The organism is Idiomarina sp. Sol25 (assembly GCF_033052775.1).
Taxonomy (GTDB): domain Bacteria; phylum Pseudomonadota; class Gammaproteobacteria; order Enterobacterales; family Alteromonadaceae; genus Idiomarina.
Map to the genome: position 1 here is coordinate 1 of NZ_JAUPEW010000104.1, position 278 is coordinate 278.

1 protein-coding gene is annotated in these 278 nt (G+C 42.4%); it reads right to left on the reverse strand.

The window, feature by feature from the left end; all coding sequences use genetic code 11:
- Positions 1-92: 92 nt before the first annotated feature.
- The coding region (locus Q5L94_RS13650) for a hypothetical protein (RefSeq protein WP_317498900.1) at positions 93-278 on the reverse strand (186 nt) is incomplete at its 5' end.

Here is a 278-nt window from a genome sequence, read left to right on the forward strand (position 1 = left end):
CTGCGTGTCGGTAAGGTTGTTTCGTGGTAAATCCATGTAATGTGTCACCTTGTATAACAATATTGTTACAGGACCTTTTTATACCTTTCGATTTACTCATCAAAGTAGTCAATTACCGCGTTTTGAACGTCATCATCAATCAGTACGGCGCGCGGTTCATAATCACTGTCTTCAAAACCGTCTTCAAGGTAGTGCACTAATGCAACCTGTCCTACTACTTCACTAAAAAGTAGGTCCTCGGTGCCGTCGGGAACGTCATGCTGTTGGTTATACCATTT